Genomic DNA, 1294 nt, shown 5'->3' on the forward strand with positions numbered 1-1294 from the left:
GCGGCGTCCCCCGATCAATAGACAGGAAAAACACAAGGATAACATAGTTTTTCACAGGATAGCTTAATATTTCACACTTAGGCGGCCATAGCCGACAGATAGTACTCTTCGGGAGTCCGGTAGCCATTGGTGGCATGAATCCGTTGCCGGTTATAAAAGATTTCCACATATTCAAATACGGCGGCGCGGGCCTGTTCGCGTGTTTGAAACCGTTGTCCGACCAGCCATTCATATTTCATCTTGCCCCAAAAAGCCTCCATCGGGGCGTTGTCCCAGCAGTTGCCCTTCCTGGACATGCTGCAAATAAAGCCGTGCTTTTTGAGTAAGTCCTGATAATCATTGGAGCAATATTGACTGCCACGATCTGAGTGAATGAGTACTCCCCGGGGCGGCCGAACGCGCTTGCAGGCACTGTCTAGCGCCTGAATGACCAGTTCTTTGGTCATCCGCTCACTCATGGATACTCCGACCACTCGTTGACCGCATAGGTCGAGGACGGCAGCCACGTATAGCCAGCCTTCCTCGGTCCAGAGATAGGTTATATCGCTGACCATTTTTTGATTGGGCTTGGAGGCTGTAAAATCTCGGTTTAACAGGTTTTCGGCAACGGGGAGGGAATGTTTCGAATTGGTAGTGGCTTTATATTTTTGAGCCGTTTTAGCACGAATGCCTGCCTGACTCATCAGGCGTTCCACTCGCTTATGGTTCAGTTTCAGACCCTTACGGCGCAACTCTTGATGGATTTTACGACAACCATAGGTCTGGCGCTTCGTCTGATGGATTTGCTGAATTTGCTCCAAAATGGCCTCGTTTCGTAAGTCTCTTTGGCTTTTCGGGCGTTTTTCCCATGCATAGTAGCCGCTACGGGATACCCCCAGCGTTTTGCACAGCTTCGCCACCCGATAAGTTTGGCGGTGGGCTTTGATAAATTCAAACCGTTTTATTTCTGGTTCTTCGCGAAGTAAGCAGCCGCCTTTTTTAAAATCTCGTTTTCCTCCCGTAGATCGCGGATTTCTCGCTCCAGTTTTCTCAAACGCTCATCGTCCGCACTGAGCTTGCCGCTGCCAGGGAACGGAGTATCGGGCTTTTCTCGATACCTTTTTAACCAGCCATGAAGCGTATTTTCATTGATTCCTAATTCGGCTGCTACTTTGGATACCGGCTCGCCGGTCGTTTCTACCCTTTTCACTGCTTGCAGTTTAAACTCAGCGCTAAACTGTTTGAACATTTTCATTCCCCTCTCTGATTACAGTATACTACGTGTTTCTACTGTCCTTCAAAGGGGGGACGGGGC

1 protein-coding gene is annotated in these 1294 nt (G+C 49.3%); it reads right to left on the reverse strand.

Features of this window, described 5'->3' with window-relative positions; genetic code table 11:
* Window positions 1-77: 77 nt before the first annotated feature.
* Window positions 78-1234 (reverse strand): IS3 family transposase gene (locus ALO_RS12235; protein ID WP_413788501.1). Its coding sequence is split into 2 segments (ribosomal slippage): window positions 78-964 and window positions 964-1234, totalling 1158 coding nucleotides; the frame shifts between segments, so codons are not numbered across the junction.
* Between the last annotated feature and the right edge of the window lie 60 nt (window positions 1235-1294).

The sequence above is a fragment of the Acetonema longum DSM 6540 genome (genome assembly GCF_000219125.1).
Taxonomy (GTDB): Bacteria; Bacillota; Negativicutes; order Sporomusales; family Acetonemataceae; genus Acetonema; species Acetonema longum.